The following is a 19,168-nucleotide window of genomic DNA, read 5'->3' on the forward strand; positions in this document are numbered from 1 at the left end:
ACTTAAACCTCCTTCACTATTGTACCAATATCTTTTCCTGTTACTACTTTCTTTATATTTCCGTAGGTAGTAAGGTCAAAAACTATGATTGGTATTTTATTGTCCATGCATAAAGAAGTTGCTGTTGAATCCATTACTCCTAAACCTTTGTTTAAAACATCTAAATAAGATAATTCTTTAAATTTTACAGCGTCTTTGTATTTATTTGGGTCTTTGTCATAGACTCCATCTACTTTTTTAGCTAATAGTATGACCTCTGCATCTATTTCCGCTGCTCTTAATGAAGCAGCAGTATCAGTTGAAAAGAAGGGATTCCCTGTCCCAGCAGCAAATATAACAACTCGTCCTTTTTCTAAGTGTCTTATTGCTCTTCTGCGTATATAGGGTTCTGCAATTGCTCTCATCTCAATAGCAGTCTGAACTCTTGTAGGAACTCCCCGTTGCTCTAAAGCATCTTGCAGTGCAAGAGCATTAATTACAGTCGCAAGCATTCCCATGTGGTCTGCAGTAGTTCTGTCCATCCCAATACCTTCTCTTCCACGCCATATATTTCCTCCGCCAACTACAAGACCAATTTGAACTCCCATTTCTTTCACTTCTTTTATTTCGTCTGCTATTCGATTAACTGTGTCAAAATCGATTCCAAATCCTTTATTTCCTGCCAAAGCTTCTCCTGAGATTTTCAGAACTACTCGCTTGTAAACAACTGACGACACAATAACACCCCATTCTTATAAGTTCTATAAAAATTTTGAAAATCCTTCTTAATCTTTTAAGTAATTTATAAAAATGGGACACAACCGTGTCCCTATGTGGTTGCCTATTTAATTTTATTACTCATTTGAGGAAGTTTCAATACCTTCTCCTCTTTCAAATCTAACAAATCTTCTTATTACAATATTTTCTCCTAATTTTGCAATCGTCTCATTTAGCAAATCTTTCACTGTTTTTTCTGGGTCTCTAATGTATTCTTGTTCTAACAAGCAATTCTCTTTGTAAAATTTTTCAATACGTCCTTCAACTATTCTATCTACGACATTTTGGGGTTTCCCTTCATTTAACGCCTGTGCTTTTAAAATTTCTCTTTCTTTTTCCAAAACAGCTTGTGGCACATCTTCACGAGAAATATATTTTGGATTTGCGGCAGCAATTTGCATGCATATTTCTTTAACAAAATTTTTAAATTCATCAGTATTTGCAACAAAATCTGTCTCACAATTTACTTCTACTAAAACCCCTATTCTTCCACCACTGTGTATGTAGGCATCAACTAAGCCTTCATTAGCAACTCTACCTGCTTTTTTAGCAGCAGCAGCCAATCCTTTCTCTCTTAAAATATCTATGGCCTTTTCCATATCTCCATTTGCTTCCATTAAAGCTTTTTTACAATCCATCATTCCAGCGCCAGTTCGTTCTCTTAATTCTTTAACAGCTTGTGCTGATATCATTAGAAAAACCTCCTTAGATAATGATAAATGATATACAATAGTGGTAAGGAGCTTTGCCTTTTTCCTTACCACTAGACAAAAATTTTCACTCTTCTGAAGCAGCAAATTGTTCACCTTGATTGCCTTCAATCACTGCATCTGCAATCTTGGAAGTAATAAGCTTGACAGCTCTTATAGCATCATCATTTCCTGGAATAGGATAATCGATTAGCTCAGGATCGCAATTGGTATCTACAATAGCTACAATTGGTATTTCCAAGCTTCGAGCTTCTGCCACTGCGATAGCTTCTTTTTTGGGGTCAACTATGAATAAAGCGGAAGGCAATGACTCCATATTCTCTATTCCGCCCAAAAATTTCTGCAATCTTTCCTTTTCTTTCCTAAGTTTTATTACCTCTTTTTTAGGAAGAACATCAAAAGTTCCATCTTCCTCCATTTTTTTGAGTTCTTTTAATCGTTGAATCCTTCCTCTAATTGTTTTAAAATTAGTTAGGGTTCCACCTAACCACCTTTGATTTACATAAAACATACCACATCTTTCTGCTTCTTCCTTAATAGAATCCTGAGCCTGTTTCTTGGTCCCAACAAAAAGAATAGTGCCCCCTTCCATGGCCAACTTTTTGACAAATTCATAAGCTTGTTCCAATTTTTCTACCGTTTGTTGTAAATCAATGATGTAAATTCCATTTCTTTCTGTAAAAATATAAGGAGCCATTTTAGGGTTCCATCTTCTTGTTTGATGACCAAAATGTACCCCTGCCTCTAATAACTGCTTCATTGAAATTACCGACATACATACACCTCCTATGGTTATTCCTCCGCCTAAATCCTCTTGCAAAAAGACCTTTTCAGGCACCCTTTTTGCAATCATTAGGCGTGTGTTATTGACTGACAATGAATACTATATTATATATTTTGCTAAATGTCAATATATTATCACACTTTTATGTCTATATGGCCTATAGTTTTTTTGCTTTTTTTACCTTTATCTTTTTCCTGCTTATTTTTTTGTTCAGAGTTTTGGCGATCTTTTATAAGAGTTTTTTCTGTTTTTTCGAGTTCATTAGGCTTTGTCTTCTTTATTTCATTTTCTCTATTAGAAATGGTTATTATTTGCTGAGAATAAATGACAGGCTTTTGAAGGTCAATTTGTTTCAAATTTCCTGCCTCTACAGTACGAGGTAGAATAGATTTTAAATCAATAGGGGAATTGGAAGACATAAAATTCATCTCCTTATTTTAGAGGAAAAAATTTTATTTCTTCCTCATTTTTTATAAACATAGCATATTTAATAGGTTCTTGTATTTTTAAAGTCACGTCATCAATGACGAGTTTAGTTCCTGGAAATATTGTATCAAAAACTTTTATAATTCCAATACTAGAACTTTTTATTTCCTCCTTTAAAGAATTTAATTCCTCACTTAGACGATGATTTAGAGAAATTAAATCTTGGAAAGATTTTTTAGCTTTATGATAAATCTCCTCTTTATCAGGAGGTAATTTTTCGATTTTTTCTATGTACTTAAGAATTTTTCCTATTTTTTCTAACTGGGCATTGTTTTGTTCTATTTGACAAGTTAATTCCGCTATTTTCAGCCTCTTTTGAGGCAGTATACCTACTTGTAATTCTGTATACGTTCCTATTTTTGAACCAATATTTGCCGCTGAAATTTCTCTTGCAGCTACAATTTTACTGCCAATAATTTGGCTTTTATTTCCTAAAAGTTTTACACTTCCTCCTGCTTTTACATCGCAATAAATTATCGCTTCACTGTATATATCTTCTCCGGCTTCTACACTGCAGTTTTGTAAATACTTTGCTGTAATATTTCCTTCTGCGATAATTTTTGCCCTTCCAGCGCCCTGTACTCCTTTATGAATACTGATATTTCCTTTTGCTATTATAGTGGCTGCTTCCACTACTCCAAAAATTTCTATATTACCTTCACTTTCAACAGTAAAACCTGATTTAACATTTCCAGTAATTTTTACACTTGCTACCGTTTTTATGTTTCCTACAGAAGTGTCGACTTCTTTTACTTCCAAAAGAGTGTGTACTTCTATTTTGTTGTTTAAAACCACGATATGACCATCTACAGAAGCTACAAGCTTATCATCATCAATATAAGTATTTTTTCCAAGAGGAAGTCTTACATCTTTCCCGCCTAAAGCATCAACTTTTTGTCCAAAAACATCAATTCCTGGTTGCCCTGCGGTAGGATTTATTTTTCGAGCTATTATTTGGCCCTTTTTGATGTTTTTAAACAAGTCTAAATTTTTATAGTCTACACTTCCGTCCTCCAAAATTTTTGGGGTTGCAGCCTTTTCTACGTCTATCTCAAAAATTATCTTTCCATCTTCTCCATTTATAGGCTTTTTCCCTTCTGCAATTAATACACCTTTTACCTTTTTCAAATCTTTACAAATATTATCTATAACTTCGAATTTTATTCCGTATACTATATTATGTTTTGCGATTTCTTGTAATAAAACTTCTTTATTAATACTAATGCCATCGGGGTCTTCAATTAAAGTCAAATAGGCCTGTTGTTTATCTCTCGATACGTCAATAAGTACTTTATACTTTTTTTCATCCATTTTAAAGCCCCCATTTTAAAAGTATTCACCTAATATCTCCCTTATCCTTTTAATAGCTTTTGTATGAATTTGTGATATTCTAGACTCTGTTAAATTTAAAATTTTGCTTATGTCTTTGTAGTTTAAATCTTCATAATAATACAAGGTTATTACTAATCTTTCTTTATCTGGTAAATTTTCAATAGCATTTGCTAGCTTTCTTTTTAGTTCTTTGTACAATACTTCCTCTTCTGGGTTTTTTAGTTCGACATCTGAAATAGCATGTAATTTAAAGTTATTTTCAATAGCTTCCTCTAAAGAGTTAATGTTAGAAACATTGATATAGCTTAAAGTTTTTAAAACATCTGTTTCATTTAAGCCACAAGCTTCTGTTATTTCTTCAACTGTAGGTTCCCTATTATATTTTTGTTGAAGTGTTTCTACGGTTTCTTCTATTTTTCTGTACTTTTTTTTGAGACTTCGAGGCATCCAATCTTTTTTCCGCAAATAGTCTATTATTTCTCCTCTTATTCTTAAAGTAGCGTAAGTTTCAAATTTTACACCTTTACTAGGCTGATATTTTTCAATTGCATCGATAAGGCCAATTACTCCTTGATTTATCAAGTCTTCATACTCAGATTGAGTAATATCAGAAATGATGAGTTTTTTGACAATATGTTTGACAAGCGGCATATACTTGATTATTATTTCATTTCGTAGATTTGGGTCTTTATTAGAATTATAAGTTTTCCATATATCCTCCTCCACTAATGCCATACAAAATTCCCCCAATTTTTAAATATATTTTATTCCATAACCAATAGTTTTAACTAATAGTCTTCCATCCTCAGAATAAAACTCAATAGTTCTTCCATAATTTCCACCTATATCTTCCGCAACGATTGGTATGCCAAGTTTTCCTAGCACTTCTTTAGTAGCAATAGCGTTTCTTTCTCCTATGTTCATAATGTCAGAATTTATTTTAGAAGAGAACATTTGCGCTCCTCCAGCAATTTTGCTAATCAACCTTTTAGAATTAGCACCTATTTTTACCATTTCTTCAATCAAAATTTGGATACCGGTATCGGCAAACTTAAGTTTGTTAGAATTATCAGATATTTTGTCACTATAAGGTAACATTATATGCACTAACCCTGCTATTTTAGTTAAAGGGTCATAAAGAACAATTCCCACACAAGACCCCAGCCCAATAGTTGTAAGAATTCCTGGGCTTTGTGTGACCTTTGCATCTGCCATTCCAACCCTGTAAATCTTATTTTCCATTCACTTCAACTCCAAGCGCTTTTAGTATTAAATCAAAAGAATTAATATCTGGTATTAAGAAGAAATCACCTTTTATAAGTTTTTCTCCCTCTATAAATTGGGTCTCAATAAACAAAATCTTATCAGAAATTTCTCCGTATTTAATAGCCGGAACACTCAAAATTGCTCCTGCCATGTCTATACTTATTGCGGGAGGTGAAATTTTTATATTTAAAGAAGTAAGAGTAGATAACGAGGCTACATAGCTACCCGCCATAATATTTCCTATTTCTTCTAAAGCGGATTTTTCTAACTCATCAAATTCTTCTTTTACTTCCAATCCCATGAGACTCCAAATAAGAGAAGCAGCGCTTTTTATATCAAGTGCAAAAAGAATATTACCCTTTACATCTCCATCTAGATCGAAATAAATGCCAACAATGATCGTATCAGCAGAGCCAAATATATCTGATACTTCTTTAAAATCTAGAATTTTTACCTTTGGCACTTGCATGTCCATTTTTTTGCCAATCATTGTTGAAAGAGCAGTTATAGCATTTCCTGATCCAATATTTCCTAATTCTTTTAAAATGTCTATGTACATTTCATTTAATCGGTTAATATCCACATTTCTCACACCCTGACATCTAATAATTTTTTTAAATCTAAAATGAGAAATACCTTATCTTTAATTCTTCCTACTTTGCTGACGAATTTTCCAAATTCGTCAGAAGCCTCATTAAAAACCAAGTTATCAATATCTTCTTCTGCAATATCAACCACTTCATTAGCATTATCTACAATCATGCCTACTAACATATCGTAAGCCTTTAAAACCACAATTCTTGTATCTTCATCATACTCTTTTTCTGCTAAACCCAATTTTACTCTTAAAGAAATCACAGGAATTATTTCTCCTCTTAAATTTATAACGCCTTTTACATGACTTTCAGTCTGAGGAACTCTTGTTATAGGCATTACTTTTTCTATAGTCTGCACTTTTTCTATGTTTATTGCATATTCTTCCTCATCAATTTTGGCGATAACATATAGGCTCAAAATTCTCCCTCCTTGTTAAAACAAATTGTTGGCATCGACAATCAAGGCTACCTGGCCATCTCCCAATATTGTAGCTCCTGCAATAACTTTGACATTAGAAAGATACTTCCCTAATGATTTTATGACTATCTCTTGCTGGCCAATTAATTCATCTACAGTACAGCATGCTAAATTTTCTCCTTTTTTGATGATTACACACACCAAATTTCCATTATTAGAAATCTTTTTGGTTTCTAATACTTCATTTAATCTTATTATTGGAATTACCTTTCCTCTAAAAAGAACTACTTCCTTTCCTTGAACATTGTGTATTTCTTCCTCTTTTTTATGAACTATTTCTGAAATTGAATTAAGGGGAATTGCAAATTTTTCATCTCCTACTTTTACTAATAAAGCTTGTATAATTGCTAAAGTAAGAGGAAGTTTAATTATAAATTTTGTTCCCTTATTTATTTCTGATAATATTTCAATTGAGCCGTTTAAAGATTCGATTTTATTTTTTACTACATCTAATCCTACGCCTCTGCCAGAAATATCTGTAACTTTGTCAGAAGTACTAAAACCTGGCCTAAATAAAAGGTCCAAAATTTTATCTTTCGAAAGGTCATTTACTTGCTCAGCAGTGTAAATGCCTTTCTCTACTGCTTTTGCTTTGACTTTTTCTATATCAATTCCTCTTCCATCATCACTAACTTCTATTATGACATTATTACCTTCATGATAAGCTCTCAAATTAATAGTACCTTGTTCTGGTTTCCCTTTTTGCAACCTTTCTTGTGGCATTTCGATACCATGATCAATAGAATTTCTTATGAGGTGAATTAAAGGGTCACCGATTTCATCTATAACAGTTCTATCTACTTCTGTATCTTGTCCATACATATTGAGAATAATTTTTTTGCCTAACTCGTAAGATAAATCCCTTACCATTCTTGGGAATCTATTGAATACTCTTTCAACCGGTACCATTCTTACCTTCATAACAGCATCATGTAAATTAGTAGTTATTCTTTCTAAATATTCAATAGCACTTGCAGTTTCAGAGTTCCTGTTATCTGCCTCTAATCCTTCAAGGCGGGTTTTTATGATTATAAGTTCACTTACTAAATTCATTAAATTATCCAATCTGTCGATATCTACTCTTACACTTTTTGAAGTTTTATTATTGCTTTGAGATTTTTTTATGTTCTCAAAACTTTGAGATTGTGAAAAAGATGCCTCCTTGACAAATGTTTCTCCTTCTTTATTTAAATCAATATTTATTAGTTCCACTTCCACCTTGTTGACCTCAGCGATAGACAGTAATCTTTTTTCAATACTTTCTTTATCCTCTTTTGTAATGATGTGAACAGTGAAACTCTCCTCAAATTTTTCATCTTCAATGTCTTCTACAGAAGGAAAAGAATTTATTATGTCTCCTATTTCATCTAAACTATTAAAGATTATAAAAGCACGAGCGGATTTCATAACACATCCTTTGTCAATATGTACTGTTATCTTATATGCTTTGTAATTATCTTTTACTGCCTCTCTTATTATATCTTCTTCGTATACGTTCAATAATGTATCGCTACTGGAAACATTATTTTCTTTTTCTACAACAGGCTCTTTATTTTTAGATTTAGAACTAACGCCCGAAAGTAAAAACATCAACTCATCAATAGGTACATTATCTTCTCCTGTTTGTGATATTGAATCCAGCATCTCACTTAAGGTATCTACACACTTAAAGAGAATATCCATGATGGGATGAGAAATGTTTAATTCGCCATTTTTTACCTCTTGTAATACATCCTCCATTTTATGAGCTAATTTATTCATGTTTTCAAAGCCCATAGTAGCAGCCATACCCTTTAAAGTATGGGCAGACCTAAAAATCTCATCGATTATTTGCCTATTTTTAGGGTCATTTTCCAAAAGCAATAAATTGCTATTTAAATTTTCTATATGCTCTTGTGATTCTTCAATAAATATATCGATGTATTGATTATTTTCCATAAAATCCCCTCACCTTCTCAATTATTTCTGCTGGAATTTTATCCAAAGGAAGGATTTTATCAACAAATCCTGTTTTTATAGCGTTATAAGGCATTCCTTTTGCCAGAGAAGATTCGATATCCTGACATATAATAAAACTTCCTTTCTCTTTTAAATATTTAAGTCCTTTTGAACCATCACTTCCCATACCTGTCAAAATAACAGCTATTATGCAGGCATTTATTTGGGAAGCACTTATAAAAGTAGCATCAATAGAAGGTTTATAAACAGATTCAAAATTCGTAGAAAGTTTAATTTTTATTTTATCATTTTCTTCAATTAATAATAAATTTTTATCGCCAGGTGCAATATAAGCTACATTTTTCAAAATTACCTCTCCATCTACTGCTTCTTTTACTTTGATCTTGCAACTTTGGTCTAATCTTTCTGCCATCATTCTAGTAAATTTTTCTGGCATATGTTGTACTACAATTACTGAAGCAAAAAGGTCCTTTGGTAAATTTGTTAATATATATTGCAGTGCTTTAGGCCCCCCAGTAGAAGCCCCTATTATAACAAGACAATCATTTTTCATAAATCATTCAATCCCTTTTTGTCTACTTTTTCTCTGTTCTTCAAAGATATAGCTTATAATCTTTTCTCTTACTTTTTCATCAATGTCCACATAACAGACGCCAATTTCATATCCCTTTTCTAATAATTCTTCATATCTCACTACTTTTCCGCTTACTGTTATCTCTTGATCTAATGTAAAAACACAATTTATGACAGTCCCTACCTCTAATTTTTTATCTACCTTACATTTTAATCCTCCACCACTTATATCTTGAATAAGGCCTTTATAAACCTTATCTTCTTCTTCTCCAATAATGGTGTAAGTAAATGGAATCACTTTTTCTAATCTAAAATATTGTCTCCTTTGCAATCTTTCCACACTGCTTATAGGCATTATTTCTAAAAGAGCAAGTTTTCCAGAAAATCTATTTAAAACCTTCGCGTAAAAGGTAAACAAACCTTGTTTTGTAAAATAAATTACTTGGATTATTGAACCTATTCTCACAGGAACTAAATGTCCACTGTATACTGGAGTATCAATTAATATAGTTCCATTTTTGGAAATATCCTGTACTTGAGATGAGTACATGGTCTTGCCATTGTTTAAACCTATCCTCAATTTTTGCCCCGGTAGTAAATTTATCTCATTCATCTAAATCCTCCTCTATTGATAAGTCTAGAAAAAATACCCCACAACCCCTTATTTTCTATAGGAGGAGATTGATTAGCAATTTGAGCTGCAATTTGTAATATCCTTTTTGAGGTTTTACTATTTTCGTATTTAAGGACAATGGGATTTTGCTCAATTATACATTCCATCATCTTTTCGTCATTTTCCAAATAACCTAAATCAATCAAAGATACACCTAAATAGTTTTTAACTACTGTTTCAAACCTGTCATAAATTTTTTTGTATTCATTAAAATTTTTTACCTTATTTATCAGCACATTAATCTTTTTATCTTCACCTACCAGTGAATACTTAATAAGAGTATATGCATCCATAATAGACGTGGGTTCAGGAGTTACTATGAGTAAAACTTCATCAGCCGCTTTCAAAAAATTGCTAACTACGTTATTGAGCCCTGCACCCGTATCTATAATAATAAAATCGGAATAATAGTCTAAAATTTTAATGTTGTTTAGAAAAAGGCTTAAATCCACTCCTTCATTGATAAGGTTGAAATCTCCACCAGAAGATATGTATTTTATGCCTAAAGGTCCTTCGCTTATAACTTCTGTTATCATTTTGTTGTTGTATAAAACATCTAATAAAGTATACTTAGAAGTAACTCCTAATTCAATTTCGACATTTGAAAATCCCAAATCTGCATCAATAATCGTAACATTATAGCCCAATTTTTTAAGCCCCAAAGAAAGATTTACTGAGATACATGTTTTGCCAATTCCGCCTTTACCACCTGTAATTGTAATAACCCTGCTTCTTTTTATCTTCTTTTTTTGGGAAACCAATTTTCTTAAACTTTCAGCCTGGTCCATCATATACTAATTCCCCTTTACTATGCTTGAGGCGATAATTTCACTTCCTGCTAAAGTTATATCATCAGGAACTATTTGTCCATTTGTAAAATAAGAAATTGGCCGCCCTGAATAATAAACAGCATTTAAAATAGAACTATAATTATCGGTTTCATCTAATTTTGTAAAAATCAATTTATAATTTCCTGCAAATTCATATCTTTTTATCACTTCCTTTAAATCTTCCGATTTAGTCGTAGCACTCAAGCATAAATAAGTTTCATCACAGTTTGCATATTTAATGAAGGTTTTTAATTCATTTATTCGCTTTTCATCTTTATGGCTTCTTCCCGCTGTATCTATCAAAACAACATCGTACTTTTCAAACTCTGGCTGAAGTTTATGAAGGTCAAAAATATTATTTACTACTTTTACTGGCACTCCTAAAATTTCTCCATAAGTTTTCAGCTGGTCTACCGCCGCTATTCTGAAAATGTCTGCTGTAACAAGCATTACATTTTTACCTTCATTCAATATCAAATTAGAAGCAATTTTTGCAATGGTAGTAGTTTTCCCCACTCCAGTAGGTCCAATGAACAAAATTTTTTTGCTTTTTTCAGTATTCAATTTTTGAGGAGGTCCCATAAAAGCATCTATTCGTTCCTTTAAAATTTTTATTCCTTTATTATCAAATTCATCAATTCCCTCCCCCAATAACTGAGACACTTCCCTTTCTATTCCATAATCTATTAATTTAGAAACTAAGGTTTTCTCCTTAGCTTCTGTAACCGTTCCATTTTTATTGGTAGCTATAGTTTTAATCAAATTTTTAAGTTCATTTATATCATTTTTTGTAATACTTTCTTTAGGGATTACCGGTGGGTAATCTTCTACCGCTGCTACTACTTCCACTTTACTCTTCTTAAAAAGTCCTATAATCCCTCTTTCTTTAATTTTGTTTTGATGAAGTATTACAGCGTTACTTCCCATTTCCGCTTTTATCATTCTTAAAGCTTCTTGATAATCGTTAGCAATATATTTTTTAACTTTCATTTAATCTCACCGTCCCCACCGATGCAACTTCAATATTTGGTAAAAGTTCGTTATATGACAAAACAGCAATATCAGGAGAAATTTGTTCTACTAACTTTCTGAGATAAAATCGAGTTACAGGCGCTGTCAGAATTACAGGTTGTCCACCCTTTAAAGTTACCTTTTTTGCTAATTCATGGATACTCTTTAAAATCCTTTGTGCCGAAGAAGGTTCCAATGCTAAATAAGAACCATGTTCTGTCTGAGTTATACTAGAGGATATTAACTGTTCAACACTCGGATCTAACGTTATAACTTCAATCTTACCATATGGAGCATATTTATTGGAAATAGTACGAGCTAAAGCCTGTCTTACATACTCTGTTAAAACATCTGTATCTCGTATAATAGGAGCATAATCAGCTAAAGTCTCTAATATTGTAACTAAATCTCTTATAGATAGCCCCTCTCTTAAAAGGTTAGAAAGCACTTTTTCTATTTCACCTATTGTTAAAAGCTTAGGAACTAATTCTTCTATTAAGGCAGGATTTGTAGTTTTTACATTGTCAATTAAACTCTGTACTTCTTGCCTTCCTAAAAGTTCATGGGCATGCTGTTTTATGACGTGAGTAAGGTGAGTAGCGATGACAGAAGGAACATCTACTACTGTATATCCCCTTGCTTCTGCTTTTGACCTTTCGTTTTCATCTACCCAAATTGCAGGCAATCCAAAAGCTGGTTCTCTTTCTCGAATCCCAGAAATATCTTCATCTATTTCTCCTGCCGTCATAGCCATATATCTATCAACGTATACCTTACCTCTGGCAATTTCATTTCCTCTAATTTTTATAATATATTCATTAGGCTTTAATTGAATATTATCTCTTAAACGAATCATTGGGACCACGATACCCAAATCAAGAGCAATTTGTCTTCTTATCATGACAATCCTATCTAACAATTCTCCACTTGCAAGAGGAATCAATTCATAACCAAATTCCAGTTCAATAGGGTCCACTTGCAATAATTCATATACTTTTTTAGGATCCCTTATATTCTCTAACTCTTTTATATTTTCTTCTTGTTCTTCTTCTTTTATTGTTACTTTTTGAGTTCCTGCAAATCCAAGATATGCAAACAACGAACCTATTAAGATAAGAGGAAGTTTAGGTAAAGAAGGCACCAATACCAGTGCAAAGAGTAACCCAGCTGCCACTTTCAAAATATGAGGCTGATTGAAAAGTTGTTTTATTACATCCCCTCCTAAATTCGACTCAGAAGCTGAACGAGTGACAATCATTCCAGTAGCAGTTGATATTAAAAGTGCTGGTATTTGACTTACCAAACCATCGCCTACTGTTAAAACAATATAAGTATTTAAAGCTCTATTTATATCCATTCCCTTCATCACCATTCCAATAATGAGACCTGCCACAATGTTTATGATGATAATAATTATAGAAGCAATTGCATCGCCCTTGACAAATTTACTAGCACCATCCATTGCTCCATAAAATTTTGCCTCTTGCTGTATTTCTTTTCTCCTCTCCCGCGCTTCTTTTTCTGTTATGAGGCCTGCATTTAAATCAGCATCTATTGCCATTTGCTTTCCCGGCATTGCATCCAAGGTAAATCTTGCTGACACTTCAGATACTCTCTCTGCTCCTCTGGTTATGACGATAAATTGTACAATTGCAATTATCAAGAAAATAATAAATCCGACAATTGGATTTCCACCTATTACAAAACTTCCGAAGGCCTGTATTACGTTACCTGCGTAGGTATTGCTTAAAATAAGTCTTGTACTCGAAATGTTAAGAGCCAGTCTCAGAAGAGTAGTTATTAATAATATAGAAGGAAATATAGAAAAATCTAAAGCATCTTTTACATACATAGTAGTTAAAAGTATTATTATAGACAAAGTTATGTTAAATATTAATAAAAAGTCCATGATAACAGGTGGTACGGGAATTATTATGAGTAAAACTATTCCTATTACAAAAAGAGCCACAGTAAGCTCAGAGGCTTTCAAATTATCCCTCCTATTCTCCCTTTAAGCTGTAGACATAAGCCAAAACTTCAGCTACAGCTTGATAAAGCTCTGGTGGAATCATGTCTCCTATTTCAGTAGACCTATACAGTGCTTGAGCCAATGGCTTATTCTCTACTATAGGGATAGTTAACTTCTTAGCTTCTTCTTTTATTCTGAGGGCGATCATATCCTGTCCTTTAGCTATCACTACAGGTGCATCATTGACATTGCTGTCATACATAAGAGCAACAGCAAGATGAGTTGGGTTTGTTATTACGACATCTGCCTTTTTTAAGTCTTGCATCATTCTTCTCATAGAAACTTGTCGCTGCTTTCTTCTTATCTCTGCTTTTATCTGTGGGTTTCCTTCTGTCTCTTTAAACTCTTCCTTTATGTCCTCTTTACTCATTTTAAGACTTGTTTCATATTCTCTCCACTGGAAGAAATAATCTAACGCTCCAAGAACAATAAGTACAATTCCTATTCTAATAGTAATTCCCAAAAGTATGTTTAAAGCGTATTTTAATATATCTTGAACTGACATATCAAGAAGCATTGGTATACCTTTATATTGAGAAGCTAAAAAAGAGTACATTATATAGAAAAGAACTGCCACTTTAGCAATAGATTTAGCTAATTCTACTAATGCTCTTTTTGAAAAAATTCTCTTAAAGCCCTCCACAGGATTTAATCTTTCCAATTTAAAGGCAAGGGGCTCGGTTGTAAATACAAAGCCTACTTGAAGATAAGTTGATGCAAGAGAAACGACAAAAATCAATAAGATTATAGGCATAATTATTGATATTGCTTGCTGCAAGACGTATGTAAACAGATTTCGTATACCTACTACGTTAAAAACATCGTCATTAGCTCCAGAATAAGTATAAAGCAAATATTTTGTTAAAGCCATCATTTTTTCTAAAGAAGGCATTGTAAGTATATTTACTGCCAAAAAACCTGCTACAATTACTAAAGCAGAAGTTATTTCCCTACTTTGGAAGACTTGCCCTTTTTTTCTTGCATCTTGTCGCCTTTTAGGAGTAGCTGGTTCAGTTTTTTCTTCCGCAAACAATTGTAAATTTATTTTACTCAAAACTATCACCTTGTCATAAATTTCATCAATCTAAAAATGTCAGCATTCATTCCATTAAACATAAAATCTATAATTGTCAGGTACATCGGCAACATAATAAGCAAAGTAAAGATTCCAACAAAAATCTTCGCTGGCATTCCTATCATAAAGACGTTAAGCTGAGGTATAGTACGGGAGATTATTCCCAGAGTTAAATCTGTCAAAAGAGTTGTTAAAATTATAGGAGCACTTATTCTAAAACCTAATATAAACATATCAGAGACCATTTTTGTTAAGACCTGAGACATACCAGATAAATCAAAAGCAACTTTGCCAATAGGAATTATATCAACGCTTTTAGCCAACATTGTAAATAAGGTATAATGGCCATTCATAAGCATGAAGATAAGGATTGTCAAAATATATATGAAATTTCCCATTAAAGGAACTTGGGTTTCACTATGAATGTCTAAAATGTTTACTAGTCCAAAACCCAACTGATAATCAATTAGCTGACCGGCTAAATGTATAGCACTGAAGGATATCATAGATGCCAGCCCTATCACGAGTCCAACAATGAACTCAGATATGACAACAATAAAGTAATCTAAAACATTATTTATTTGCAAATCCACTGGTCCCATGGTATCAAAAACAATTACTGCAGCAAAAAAACCTAAACCTATTTTAAAAGTAGTAGGAACATTTTTTGTACCAAAAAAAGGTGTAAGTATAAAAATGCCAAGCATTCTGACGAAAAGTAATATAAAAACTTGAACATTTTGAAGTAAATACTGAATTATATCCATTTTACATCACTTTATAAAATTATTAATATTTAAAAACAACCTTTGAGTGTAGTTGACCAAAGTAGTAAGCATCCATGGCCCAAATAGAATTAGACTTATAAGTATAGCGACAATTTTAGGAACAAAAGATAAAGTTTGTTCCTGAATTTGTGTAGTAGCTTGAAAAATGCTAATTAAAAGTCCTACCCCTAATGCTACTGCTAATAAAGGAGTAGCAACTGTTAAGGCAATAGTTAAAGCTTCTCTTCCTATATCTATAACCATTCCCGTATTCAACTTGTTTCATCTCCTATCTAAAACCTAAAATCAAAGATTTTACAACCAGGTTCCATCCATCCACCAAAATAAAAAGTAACACTTTAAAGGGAAGAGATATCAAAACAGGTGGCAACATAAACATACCCATTGACATTAAAACACTGGCGACTACTATATCAATTATCAAAAAGGGAATGTAAATTATAAAGCCAATTTCAAAAGCAGTTTTTAATTCACTGATGATAAAAGAAGGAATGACCACTCTCATGGGAAGGTCTTCTGCATTATTTACTTTAATTTTAGCTAAACTTACAAAAAGATTTAAATCACTTTGCCTTGTTTGCTTCAACATAAAATTTTTCAATGGTTTGATAGCATTTTGATACGCTTCCTCTTGAGTTATTTTTCCTTCAGTATAAGGTTTAATAGCATTATTGTTGATATCTTGCCCAATTGGTGCCATTATGAATAAAGTGAGAAACAAAGCCAAACCAATTAGTACTTGATTAGGAGGCATTTGCTGTAGCCCCAATGCATTTCTTAAAAAAGATAATACAATCACTATCCGAGTAAAAGAAGTCATCATTATTAAAATAGATGGAGCTAATGTCAAAACTGTTAATAGAAGAACTATTTGTAAACTTGTTGCCATATTTGAAGGAGCTGTCACTGATGAAACCAAATCTCCTAAATTCATTTTTGCTCACCATCTTTTTTAGACAAATATCTGTTTTTTAGCCGTTTTAATCGTTCTATTGAAATATTCAAATTTGTCACAAAATCTTTATCATTAGTTGGAACTTTCATATCTTCTTTATTTATTTCTGTAAGATAAGTTATATTGTTGTTACTCACACCTATAAGAAAAAATTTGTCTCCTACCTTCACTATATATAAACCTTTGTCTCTACCTAAAATAATATAGTCTATCACCTGTAAATTAGTAGAGCGAGTATATCTTAAAGTACTTTGTCCTATAAATCGGGTTATATAGAAAGCCGCTCCAATTACTAAAAGGAAAGCAATTAAATACCATATCAATTGAAAAACATATTCTGTGCCATTAGACACTTTAAGCGCCTCACTTCAACAATTTTTTAATAGCTTCCACTACTCTATCAGGTTGGAAAGGCTTTACGATAAAATCTTTTGCTCCTGCTTGAATTGCCTCGATAACCATAGCCTGTTGCCCCATAGCAGAGCACATTATTATTTTTGCATTGGGATCCTTTGCACGGATTGCCTTTACTGCTTGTATTCCATCCATTTCCGGCATAGTAATATCCATAATAACCAGATCTGGATTTTCTTGAAAATATTTTTCTACTGCTACAGCACCATTTTCGGCTTCTACTACACTCCCTAAATTGTTTTTTGAAATAATATCTTTAATCATCATCCTCATAAAAGCAGCATCGTCAACTATCATTATTTTGCTCACAAATGATTCCTCCTCATCTTTATTCTATATTGCTAATTCTTTTGCTTTGATGAACAATATCTATAATTCTAACCCCAAAATTCTCATCAATTACCACTACTTCCCCTTTAGCTATGTACTTTCCATTTGCCAAAATATCTACTGGCTCACCTGCCAATTTATCCAATTCAATAATAGAACCTTCACTTAATTCTAAAATATCTTTTATAAGTTTTTTAGTCTTGCCTAATTCGACAGTAATAGTAAGAGGAACATCTAAAATTAAATCTAAATTTTCTTTATCTTTTTTGCCTTTAGAAGAAGAATCTTCGTCAAAGCTTTGAAAAACTACAGGACTTACATTGACTTTCTGTTCTTTCTTGGTAACTTTCCCCCCTGGTGATATATTATTAGCTGTTTCGACAATCTTTTCATCATTTTCTATTATAACATTAGAACTCTCTTCTTGGAAAGTCACTTCTGATGGTTTTTCTTCATTTTTCGACAAAACACTTTGCACTAGTTCCTTAGCAAAATCAAGAGGCAAAAGCTGCATAATTTCACTATCGATTATTTCTCCTACTTCCATTTTAAAGGCAATTTTTACTACATCGCCTTCCGGAAATGAAATATCTGTTGGCAAAGAGGCAGTAAAATCGACAACAAAAGCTTTAGGGGGTGAAATATTTATAGTTTTATTGAGAAGGGTAGAAAGAGAAGTAGCAGCAGAACCTATCATTTGGTTCATGGCTTCTCCTATTGCACTTAAATGCAGATCAGTAATTTCTCCATCTTCTACTTTTCCTTCTCCCCCCATCATCAAATCTGTCATTTTAAGTACATCTTCTTTTTTTAAAATAAGAAGGTTATGACCTTTTAGTCCTTCCGTATACTCTACTTCAACCCCAATGTAAGGAATATTAAATTCCTTTTTCAACTCTTCCCACGACAGTACTGAAACTTTTGGAGTAGTAATAGTAACTTTATTTCTCAATAAAGTATATAAAGTAGTGGCTGAAGTGCCAAAACTTATATTTCCAATTTCACCTAGTATATCCTGTTCTTCTTCTGTTAACTCTTTTCCACTTTGGGACTGATTTTCTTTAGATTCTTCGGTTAAGCCTTTTAATAATGCATTTATTTCTTCTTGTGATAAAAAGTCATTCACTTTCTTCATCTCCTTTGTAAATAACTTCTGTTATTCTTACACTGTATTTGTTATTTTTGATTCCAGGTATACCTCTAAATTTGACTTTTTTATCGATTATTATGTCTACAGGTTCTTTGAAATGTTTATCTAACATGATTATATCTCCTATCTCAAAATCCAAAAATTCTTTTACAGTAATAGTTGTAGAACCAAGTTGAGCAGTAAGAGGTATATAAGTTTTGCTTATTTTACTCTTTATAAGCTCAGGATTTACTTTCTCTTCTTTTTTCATGCTAGAAAACCAAAATTTTGTCGTTAATTTGGGTACAATAGGTTCTAATGTCAAATGAGGCATGCAAAAATTCATTATTCCTTCTGTTTCATTAATTTTTATAGATAAAGTACATAAAGCTACTGTCTCATTAGGAGATATTATTTGAGCAAACTGCGAATTAGTTTCCACTCTTATTAAAGAGGGATTAATATCTAATATATTACTCCATGGTTCTTTAAAAAGTGAAAGCATTTGTTTTACTATCTTAGTCAAAAGGCTAATCTCGATCTCAGTGTAATCCCTATCCAAAAGCTCGCCTTTTCCCATTCCTCCCAAAATTCTATCAAGTATTGCATAAGTAGTATTATTATTGAATTCCAAGAGAAAAAGGCCTTCTAAAGGGGCTGCATCAATAATAGCAATGAAAACCGGATTATTTAAAGAATTACTAAACTCATAATAAGTCAGCTGGTCAACAGAGACCACTGTAACATTCACTATTGTTCTCAAATATCCTGACAAAAAGGAAGTTAGAGACCTTGACAAATTTTCAAAAATCATTTGAAGAGTTCGCAGTTGTTCTTTTGAAAATTTATTAGGCCTTCTAAAATCGTAATTTCTTATCTTTTTACTTTTAGTTTCTTCTACTTCTTCAATTTCTTGGACATCTAACCCACCAGAACTAAAAGCTTTTAATAGTTCATCTATCTCGCTCTGTGATAATATTTCAGCCAAAAAACC

23 protein-coding genes are annotated in these 19,168 nt (G+C 32.4%); all 23 read right to left on the reverse strand.

The features are described 5' to 3' along the window. Positions 1-2 precede the first annotated feature (2 nt). Entirely contained in the window at positions 3-716 is a 714-nt protein-coding gene (gene pyrH, locus THEBR_RS06205; protein ID WP_004396202.1) for a UMP kinase, read from the reverse strand. A gap of 117 nt (positions 717-833) precedes the next feature. Further along, on the reverse strand, positions 834-1,448 hold the full coding sequence (gene tsf / locus THEBR_RS06210; RefSeq protein ID WP_003866734.1) for a translation elongation factor Ts: 615 nt from the start codon (positions 1,446-1,448) through the stop codon (positions 834-836). Positions 1,449-1,533: 85 nt separating this feature from the next. Further along, positions 1,534-2,241, reverse strand: coding sequence for a 30S ribosomal protein S2 (gene rpsB / locus THEBR_RS06215; RefSeq protein WP_012269359.1), 708 nt, complete (start codon positions 2,239-2,241; stop codon positions 1,534-1,536). A gap of 143 nt (positions 2,242-2,384) precedes the next feature. Next, entirely contained in the window at positions 2,385-2,669 is a 285-nt protein-coding gene (locus THEBR_RS06220) for a hypothetical protein (protein ID WP_009052398.1), read from the reverse strand. A gap of 13 nt (positions 2,670-2,682) precedes the next feature. Then, complete coding sequence (locus THEBR_RS06225; RefSeq protein ID WP_012269360.1) at positions 2,683-4,047, reverse strand: DUF342 domain-containing protein; 1,365 nt, start codon at positions 4,045-4,047, stop codon at positions 2,683-2,685. A 15-nt stretch (positions 4,048-4,062) separates the two neighbouring features. Beyond that, positions 4,063-4,803, reverse strand: a complete 741-nt coding sequence (locus THEBR_RS06230; protein ID WP_003866730.1) for a FliA/WhiG family RNA polymerase sigma factor — start codon at positions 4,801-4,803, stop codon at positions 4,063-4,065. 18 nt (positions 4,804-4,821) lie between these two features. After that, a complete protein-coding gene (locus tag THEBR_RS06235; protein WP_003866729.1) occupies positions 4,822-5,310 on the reverse strand; it encodes a chemotaxis protein CheD in 489 nt (162 codons plus the stop codon). Next, positions 5,300-5,917 (reverse strand): chemotaxis protein CheC, encoded by a 618-nt coding sequence (locus THEBR_RS06240; protein ID WP_012268723.1) that lies wholly within the window; start codon positions 5,915-5,917, stop codon positions 5,300-5,302. Before THEBR_RS06240 ends, THEBR_RS06235 begins: the two co-directional genes overlap by 11 nt. Positions 5,918-5,922: 5 nt before the next feature. Beyond that, positions 5,923-6,348 carry a chemotaxis protein CheW gene (locus tag THEBR_RS06245; RefSeq protein ID WP_003866727.1) on the reverse strand — a complete coding sequence of 142 codons (426 nt, stop codon included), beginning with the start codon at positions 6,346-6,348 and terminating at the stop codon, positions 5,923-5,925. Positions 6,349-6,363: 15 nt separating this feature from the next. Continuing rightward, positions 6,364-8,346, reverse strand: a complete 1,983-nt coding sequence (locus tag THEBR_RS06250; RefSeq protein ID WP_012269361.1) for a chemotaxis protein CheA — start codon at positions 8,344-8,346, stop codon at positions 6,364-6,366. Next, the gene (locus THEBR_RS06255) at positions 8,336-8,920 is read right to left on the reverse strand and encodes a CheB methylesterase domain-containing protein (protein ID WP_009052402.1); all 585 of its coding nucleotides are present in this window, start codon (positions 8,918-8,920) and stop codon (positions 8,336-8,338) included. The genes THEBR_RS06250 and THEBR_RS06255 overlap by 11 nt, the downstream gene beginning before the upstream one ends. Positions 8,921-8,923: 3 nt before the next feature. Next, positions 8,924-9,553, reverse strand: a complete 630-nt coding sequence (locus tag THEBR_RS06260) for a flagellar brake protein (protein ID WP_003866724.1) — start codon at positions 9,551-9,553, stop codon at positions 8,924-8,926. Further along, the gene (locus THEBR_RS06265) at positions 9,550-10,404 is read right to left on the reverse strand and encodes a MinD/ParA family ATP-binding protein (RefSeq protein WP_012269362.1); all 855 of its coding nucleotides are present in this window, start codon (positions 10,402-10,404) and stop codon (positions 9,550-9,552) included. Before THEBR_RS06265 ends, THEBR_RS06260 begins: the two co-directional genes overlap by 4 nt. A gap of 3 nt (positions 10,405-10,407) precedes the next feature. Beyond that, on the reverse strand, positions 10,408-11,433 hold the full coding sequence (locus THEBR_RS06270) for a flagellar biosynthesis protein FlhF (RefSeq protein ID WP_003866722.1): 1,026 nt from the start codon (positions 11,431-11,433) through the stop codon (positions 10,408-10,410). Next, positions 11,423-13,444 (reverse strand): flagellar biosynthesis protein FlhA, encoded by a 2,022-nt coding sequence (flhA, locus tag THEBR_RS06275; protein ID WP_012269363.1) that lies wholly within the window; start codon positions 13,442-13,444, stop codon positions 11,423-11,425. Before flhA ends, THEBR_RS06270 begins: the two co-directional genes overlap by 11 nt. A gap of 10 nt (positions 13,445-13,454) precedes the next feature. Next, complete coding sequence (flhB, locus tag THEBR_RS06280; RefSeq protein WP_013570811.1) at positions 13,455-14,546, reverse strand: flagellar biosynthesis protein FlhB; 1,092 nt, start codon at positions 14,544-14,546, stop codon at positions 13,455-13,457. Further along, the gene (gene fliR / locus THEBR_RS06285; protein WP_006570399.1) at positions 14,543-15,325 is read right to left on the reverse strand and encodes a flagellar biosynthetic protein FliR; all 783 of its coding nucleotides are present in this window, start codon (positions 15,323-15,325) and stop codon (positions 14,543-14,545) included. Before fliR ends, flhB begins: the two co-directional genes overlap by 4 nt. Before the next feature lie 6 nt (positions 15,326-15,331). After that, entirely contained in the window at positions 15,332-15,601 is a 270-nt protein-coding gene (gene fliQ / locus THEBR_RS06290; protein WP_003869159.1) for a flagellar biosynthesis protein FliQ, read from the reverse strand. A gap of 13 nt (positions 15,602-15,614) precedes the next feature. Continuing rightward, the gene (fliP, locus tag THEBR_RS06295; RefSeq protein WP_012269365.1) at positions 15,615-16,280 is read right to left on the reverse strand and encodes a flagellar type III secretion system pore protein FliP; all 666 of its coding nucleotides are present in this window, start codon (positions 16,278-16,280) and stop codon (positions 15,615-15,617) included. Then, positions 16,277-16,654 (reverse strand): flagellar biosynthetic protein FliO, encoded by a 378-nt coding sequence (gene fliO, locus THEBR_RS06300; RefSeq protein ID WP_012269366.1) that lies wholly within the window; start codon positions 16,652-16,654, stop codon positions 16,277-16,279. Before fliO ends, fliP begins: the two co-directional genes overlap by 4 nt. A gap of 10 nt (positions 16,655-16,664) precedes the next feature. After that, positions 16,665-17,024, reverse strand: coding sequence for a response regulator (locus THEBR_RS06305; protein ID WP_003866715.1), 360 nt, complete (start codon positions 17,022-17,024; stop codon positions 16,665-16,667). Between the two features lie 19 nt (positions 17,025-17,043). Then, positions 17,044-18,171: a flagellar motor switch phosphatase FliY gene (gene fliY / locus THEBR_RS06310; RefSeq protein ID WP_012269367.1), complete on the reverse strand. Its 1,128-nt coding sequence runs from the start codon at positions 18,169-18,171 to the stop codon at positions 17,044-17,046. Beyond that, positions 18,164-19,162, reverse strand: a complete 999-nt coding sequence (gene fliM / locus THEBR_RS06315) for a flagellar motor switch protein FliM (RefSeq protein ID WP_003866713.1) — start codon at positions 19,160-19,162, stop codon at positions 18,164-18,166. Before fliM ends, fliY begins: the two co-directional genes overlap by 8 nt. Positions 19,163-19,168 lie beyond the last annotated feature (6 nt).

The sequence above is a fragment of the Thermoanaerobacter brockii subsp. finnii Ako-1 genome (genome assembly GCF_000175295.2).
Classification (GTDB): domain Bacteria; phylum Bacillota; class Thermoanaerobacteria; order Thermoanaerobacterales; family Thermoanaerobacteraceae; genus Thermoanaerobacter; species Thermoanaerobacter pseudethanolicus.